This is a genomic window from Maritimibacter sp. UBA3975, from assembly GCF_002384975.1.
Classification (GTDB): domain Bacteria; phylum Pseudomonadota; class Alphaproteobacteria; order Rhodobacterales; family Rhodobacteraceae; genus Maritimibacter.
Genome location: NZ_DGCP01000018.1, coordinates 77668 through 83840, shown reverse-complemented (window position 1 = coordinate 83840; position 6173 = coordinate 77668). Strand labels below are relative to the sequence as shown.

Annotated in this window: 7 protein-coding genes; 6 read left to right on the top strand and 1 reads right to left on the bottom strand. The window is 63.2% G+C overall.

All coding sequences use genetic code 11. The annotated features are described in order from the left end of the window. Positions 1 to 456 (bottom strand): FAD-dependent oxidoreductase (locus tag B2585_RS20190; protein WP_292025809.1); only part of this gene is annotated, 456 nt, incomplete at its 3' end. A 177-nt stretch (positions 457 to 633) separates the two neighbouring features. Here B2585_RS20190 and B2585_RS20185 point away from each other — a divergent pair. From B2585_RS20185 to B2585_RS20160, 6 genes are all read left to right on the top strand, one after another. Continuing rightward, positions 634 to 2019, top strand: coding sequence for a pentapeptide repeat-containing protein (locus B2585_RS20185; protein WP_292025807.1), 1386 nt, complete (start codon positions 634 to 636; stop codon positions 2017 to 2019). Between the two features lie 33 nt (positions 2020 to 2052). Then, entirely contained in the window at positions 2053 to 2496 is a 444-nt protein-coding gene (locus B2585_RS20180) for a rhodanese-like domain-containing protein (RefSeq protein WP_292025805.1), read from the top strand. Positions 2497 to 2587: 91 nt separating this feature from the next. Next, positions 2588 to 3415: a CoA transferase subunit A gene (locus B2585_RS20175; protein ID WP_292025804.1), complete on the top strand. Its 828-nt coding sequence runs from the start codon at positions 2588 to 2590 to the stop codon at positions 3413 to 3415. Continuing rightward, positions 3412 to 4161, top strand: coding sequence for a CoA-transferase (locus B2585_RS20170; protein ID WP_292025802.1), 750 nt, complete (start codon positions 3412 to 3414; stop codon positions 4159 to 4161). The genes B2585_RS20175 and B2585_RS20170 overlap by 4 nt, the downstream gene beginning before the upstream one ends. 222 nt (positions 4162 to 4383) lie before the next feature. Next, positions 4384 to 4686, top strand: coding sequence for a hypothetical protein (locus B2585_RS20165; RefSeq protein ID WP_292025800.1), 303 nt, complete (start codon positions 4384 to 4386; stop codon positions 4684 to 4686). Positions 4687 to 5000: 314 nt separating this feature from the next. Then, positions 5001 to 6164 carry an acyl-CoA dehydrogenase family protein gene (locus B2585_RS20160; RefSeq protein ID WP_292025798.1) on the top strand — a complete coding sequence of 388 codons (1164 nt, stop codon included), beginning with the start codon at positions 5001 to 5003 and terminating at the stop codon, positions 6162 to 6164. Positions 6165 to 6173 lie beyond the last annotated feature (9 nt).

Sequence of the window (6173 nt, the reverse complement as noted above, 5' to 3'; positions counted from 1 at the left end):
CAGGCCCGGCGAGGTGAGGGGGCCGGTGGCGATGATGACGCTCGACCAGTCCTCCGGCGGCAGGCCGTCGATTTCGCCGCGCTCGATGGTGACAAGCGGTTCGGCTTCCAGCGCCTCGGTCACGGCGGCGGCAAAGCCGTCGCGGTCGACCGCGAGCGCGGACCCCGCCGGGACGCGGTGGCGGTCCGCCATCTGGATGATGAGCGAGCCGAGCCGGCGCATTTCCTCATGCAGCAGGCCGACGGCGTTGGTCTCATGATCGTCGGACCGGAACGAGTTGGAGCAGACCAGTTCGGCCAGGTCCTGGGTTTTGTGGGCGTCCGTCGCGCGTTCCGGACGCATTTCGTGCAGGACCACGGAGACGCCGGCGCGCGCAAGCTGCCAAGCGGCTTCCGAGCCGGCCAATCCGCCGCCGATCACATGGACCGGGGCGCCGTTTGTGGGGGATGTCGTCATGGCCTCTAGATAGACGTAAAAGGCGGTAGGAGCAATCATGGCGATGTGCCAATGTTACCCTGCCGTGACGGACGTTTACCCTTCGTTTATCATGGGCTTTCTATAGTTCCCGGTCCGGTGGGGCGCGGACCGACGTGCTGGACCAAGGGAGGCCGGACCAAGGGAGTAGGAGTGCCTATGTCGTTGCAGAAGTCGCGGTATTTCGGCGACCACGCGTGGAAGAAGCTGTCGCAGCAGGAACTTGACGTGATTCTCGACAAGCACATGCTGTTCGCCAACGGCCGGACCGGTGGCGAACGGGCGACGCTGTCCATGCACGACCTTAGCTATCTGGACCTGTCGGGGCGCAATTTGGCGCGCATCGAATGCGCCGGTACGTTGTTCTGTCACTGCGACCTGTCGGACAGCAATCTGGAGGGCGCCGTCCTGTTTGCCGCCGACATGCGGTTCACCAAGCTGAAACGCACGGTTCTGGACAAGGCCGATATCCGGGGCGCCTGCCTGGCGGGGTCGGACCTGGAAGGCGCGTCGCTGATCGATGCCGACATGCGTGACGGCATTCTGTTGAAGCCGCAAAAGGGCGGCGGCGATCTGATCCAGGTCGTCCACGAGGACGCCACCGGGGGCCTGGAAAAGGCGAACCTGCGGGGCGCCAATATGACCGGCGCCAAGGTTTCCGATTCCATGATCGTGCAGACCGACATGACGGACTGTATCCTGCGCCACGCCAAGTTCATCCGCACCAACCTGTCGTTGTCGAACCTGACCGGCTGCGATCTGGAGGGCGCCGATTTCACCGATGCCAACCTGTCCGGTGCGATTTTCCATGGCGCGGTGTTCAACAACACCAATCTGTCGAACGCCGACCTGTCGGGCGCCGATCTGGTCGGGGCGATCTTCGACAACATGGACCTGACCAAGGTCAATCTCGATGTCGCCTACCTGGCCAAGCGCATCGAGGACATGGACATCAGCCTGCAGGAAGCGATCCTGATGCATGCGCGTTGGGTTGATTCAAACGGCTCCGAAGGTCAGCGCGCGGTGTTTTCCAAGACCGATCTGACGGACAAGGACTTGTCCGGCGTCAACTTGGCGGCATCCGATTTTTCCTTCGCGATCTTGCAGCGGACCGATTTCTCGCGCTCCGAACTGCTGATGGCCGATCTGTCCTTCGCCGATCTGCGCAAGGCCAATCTGGCGCGCTCGGACCTGCGGGGCGCCAAGCTGAGCCGCGCCAACCTGGCCGAAGCCAATATGGTCGGCGCCTTGCTGGGCGAGATCGTCATATCCACCAAGGCGCAGGGCGGCAAGGTGCGGGCCAATCTTGATCACGCCATGCTGCGTGACGCGCAGTTGAACGGCGCCGACCTACGCAACGCGGACCTGGAAGCCGCCGACTTGCGCGGCGCCGATCTACGGGATGCCGACCTGCGCGGCGCCAGCCTGCTGGATGCGGACCTGACCGAAGCCGACCTGCGCGGCGCCAATCTGTCCGGCGCCGACAAGCGGGGGGCCGTGGGCCTGCCTTCGGATATGGCCCGTGACGACGACGTTATCGATTGATCCCCTCACGCCAAGGCCGTAGAACCCATCCCCATGGACTTTTCAAACATTCAGTTCGATCAACGCACGGTCATGAGCTTTCTGCTCATCGCCGTCGCTTTCTATGTCGGCCGCCAGCTTCCGCGATGGATGTCGGGGGTGCCATATGTGAAGCCGGACGTGGCCAAGGCGCAGCTTGACCAGGATCCGGACACCCTGGTGATCGACGTGCGCTCGCCCAGCCAGTTCAAGGGCAAGGACGGGCACATCAAGGATGCGCTTAATCTGCCGCTGATCGACCTGATGGGCCGCATCAAGCAGATCAAGGCCGACCTTGCCGAATACGCGCAAACGCCGGTGCTGGTGGTGTGCAAGAGCGATCAGATTTCGGCCCGCGCTGCACGAATTCTGCGCAAGAACGGCCTCGCCAAGGTTGCTGTCCTGCACGGTGGACTCAAGGCCTGGAAGAAGGCCGGACAGCCGGTGGTGACCGACTGATGCGCCGGGCGTTTGGCATCGCGGACAATTGACCCTGCCCAAGCCCCTGTGACACCCTGTGCGTCCTTCAGCCATTGACGGACAAACCACCATGACCTCCCATTCCGACGTTGCGGTTCTTGCCGAACAGGTGCCCGATGGGGCGCTGTTGGCGTTGCCGCCCGATTACAGCTTCGTTCCCATGGCGTTGATCCGTGCGTTGATCCGTCGCGGGATCAAGGATCTGCATGTGCTCGCGGTGCCGATTTCGGGCATGGCGGCGGATCTGCTGATCGGTGCGGGCTGCGTGCGGCTGATGGAAGCGGCGGCGGTGAGCCTGGGCGAGGCCGGTCTGGCGCCGTGCTTCACCCGCGCCGCGCAGGACGGCAGCCTGAAGATGCGCGACAGCACCTGTCCCGCCATCCACACGGCATTGCAGGCGTCGGAAAAGGGCGTGCCGTTCATGCCGCTGGGCGGGATCATCGGCTCCGATATCGTCAAGTTCCGTGACGACTGGAAAGTGGTCGACGACCCCTTGGGGGCGGGCAACGGCCGGATCCTTCTGGTGCCGGCGATCAAGCCGGATGTGGCGTTGGTCCATGCGCCGCTCGCTGACAAATTCGGCAACGTCTGGATCGGCAAGCGCCACGAGTTGTTCACCATCGCCCATGCGGCGAAGACGACGCTTGCGACCTATGAGGACATCCACGATGGCGACCTGACCGCCGATCCTGTCCTGGCGGCCGGCACCATCCCCGCCATGTACATCGGCGCCATGGCTCAGGCCAAGGAAGGGGCCAAGCCCCTGGGTCTCGCGGGATGCTATCCCATCGACATGGACCACATCCGTGCCTATGCCAAGGAAGCGCGCAGCCAGGAAGGATTCGACGCCTATCTGAAGCGCGAAGTGCTGGGCCGTCAGGCGGAGGCCGCATCGTGAGCGACGCCTATTCATCTGAAGAATTCCTGATCTCCGTCATCACCGGCCTGCTGCCGGAGCGTGGCAACGGCGCGATCGGCGCGGCGTCGCCTATTCCCGGTGCGGCGGCCTTGTTGCAGCGCGAATTGACCGGTGGCGCCTTTCGCGTGTCGCTGATCCACGGCATCACCAACAATCCGTTCACGGACGGCGGGCGCGAACTGTTCGATGCGGCCGGGCAGGGACGCATCGACGTGTTCTTCCTGGGCGGTGTGCAGATCGACGGCCAAGCCAACCTGAATTTGGTCGGTACGGGCGAATACCCGGCGCTCGACCGCCGGTTCCCGGGGTCGTTCGGATCGGCCTATATGTATTTCACCGTGCCCCGGGTGATCCTGTTCCGCCCGGAACATTCGCGCCGGGTGTTCGTCGACAAGGTCGATTTCATCAGTGCCCCCGGCGTCAGCCCGCCTGACGTCGATCGCCCCGGCGGCCCGCACGCCCTGGTCACGGAACTTTGCGTCATGGGGTTCGATCGGGAGCGGGCGCGGTTCCGCCTGGACAGCGTCCATCCGGGCCACAGCGTCGAGGAAGTGCGCGACAACACGGGGTTTGATTTTGACGTGCCGGACAGCGTGCCGACCACGCCGGAACCGGACCCGGCCCAATTGGAAATCCTGCGCACCAAGATCGGCCGTGAGGTCGCCGGGACCTACCCGGACTTTGCGGAACGGGTGCTGGGATACCAGGTCCCGGCCTCGGCCTGAGGCTGGCCAGAAGCCACCTTGATTACCTGATTCCGCGACAGATGGCCCGGGAGGCAGGCCGTCTGTCGTCGGTATTTGGTGCCGTGAAGGCCCAGAATACCTGCCTTTTCAAGGGTTAACGGCTAATCCGTGGCCGAAAACTCTATCGTATTTATTTTTGCTCTTTTCTGTGCCATATTTTAGGCGCTGACAGAACGTCGCAATTCAGAGCGGAGAAACGCTATGATTGATCAAGCTTCAAATCTTGCGTCATTTCCTTTGACGCTTGCGAAACAGGTTTCTCAGAGTACCGAGAATCTGCTTCAACAAACTCGACAAGAGGTCGAGGAAGCTGTCGAGAGTGGTTTCCGTTCTGAGGAACGGCAATCACTCGAAGAATCGACCTCTCCTTCGGCGGCCACTCAGCCGTCTCAGGACAGCAACTCCTCTGGTGAAGACCGCGGACAAGACCCCGCGAACACGCCTACCGACGGCGGCAGTAATGCCGGCGGCGCCAGGGGCAATGTCGTCAACGATGTTGCCTGACACTCTTGCTCCCCCATTGTTTGGGGGGGGTGGCAAATCACTGCCCCTCGGGGCAGTCTTGTCTCAACCCTTGGAGACGTTCTGAAGGCACGGCTGAGCTCCCCCGGTAACCCCGGGGGGGCTCTTTCGTTTTCGGCGCCCCCGCCCGCATTCATCCCGGCATTTCGGGTTCGGCGATGGCCATCTCAGATGTTTCACCAGATGAAATGAAGTTTCATTTACTTCCATCTCGGCGCTGTGCACTTTGCCGTGCCTTCTCGGTCCCAGGCTATGCGACCCGGACCCAAGGCTAACACCGGCAAAGGAGACACACCGTGGACTTTCGACTGACCGACGATCAGCGCCAGCTGCAGGAAGCCGCCCGGGCATTCGCCCAAGGCGAAATGCGCGACATCGCCCGCGGGCTGGAACAGGAAGACAAGGCGCTGTCCGCCGCCGATATCAAGCGCTACGCGGAGATGGGCTTTCTCGGCGTCAACGTGTCTGAAGACCTGGGCGGTCTGGGGCTGGGTAACCTTGAAGCCCTGATCGTGCTGGAAGAGTTCGCCAAGGTTTCGCCGGCGGTCGCCTTTCCCATCTTCGAAAGCTCCGTCGGCCCCGTGCGCGCGGTCGAACACTTCGCGAATGCCGATCTCGCCAAGCAGATCGTGCCCAAGGTCTGCGCCGGCGAAATGGTCGTCGCCGTGGCCATGTCAGAGCCCGAGGCCGGCTCGGCCCTGACCGACCTGAAGACCCGGGGCGAAATCAAGGGCGGCAAGATCGTCCTTAACGGCCAGAAGCGCTGGTGTTCGGGCGGCGGCCATGCCGACGGCTATGTCGTCTACTGCCGCATGTCCGACGAGCCCGGCGCCAAGGGCATCGGGGCGGTCTATGTCGAAAAGGGCACCCCCGGCCTGTCCTTCGGCCCGCAGGAAGAGCTTATGGGCTTTCGCGGCGTCCCGTCCTCGGACCTCAACTTCGACGACGTGGAACTCCCGCTCGACGCGGTGATCGTCCCCGCCGGCGGTTTCAAGAAACTGATGGAGGCGTTCGACCTCGAACGCTGCGGCAATGCGACCATGTCGCTCGGTCAGGCCTCGGGCGCGCTGGACGACGTTCAGGGCTATGTGCAGGAGCGCAAGCAATTCGGCCGTCCGATCGTCGAATTCCAGGGCGTGCAGATCAAGCTGGCCGAGATGAAGATCCGCGTCGAAGGCGCGCGCCTTCTGATCCACCGCGCGGCCTGCAACGCCCAGGACGGGATGCCCTCGATCATCGAAAGCTCCATCGCCAAGTGCTATGCCAACGAGATCAGCCGCGAAGTGACCGGCACCGCCGTGCAACTCATGGGCGGCTACGGCTATTCGAAAGAATACCCGATGGAACGGCGCCTGCGTGACAGCTGGGGCTGGGGCATTGCGGGCGGCGCCATCGACATCCAGAAAGTGAACATCGCGTCGGCCATGGTCGGGCGGCGGTTCAACCAGCGGGTCGGATAAGGGGGCGCC

Excerpts from the sequence above, each read along its gene's own strand:
- B2585_RS20185 (WP_292025807.1), top strand. The coding sequence starts at position 634 with ATGTCGTTGCAGAAGTCGCGGTATTTCGGCGACCACGCGTGGAAGAAG.
- B2585_RS20165 (WP_292025800.1), top strand. The coding sequence starts at position 4,384 with ATGATTGATCAAGCTTCAAATCTTGCGTCATTTCCTTTGACGCTTGCG.
- B2585_RS20175 (WP_292025804.1), top strand. The coding sequence starts at position 2,588 with ATGACCTCCCATTCCGACGTTGCGGTTCTTGCCGAACAGGTGCCCGAT.
- B2585_RS20180 (WP_292025805.1), top strand. The coding sequence starts at position 2,053 with ATGGACTTTTCAAACATTCAGTTCGATCAACGCACGGTCATGAGCTTT.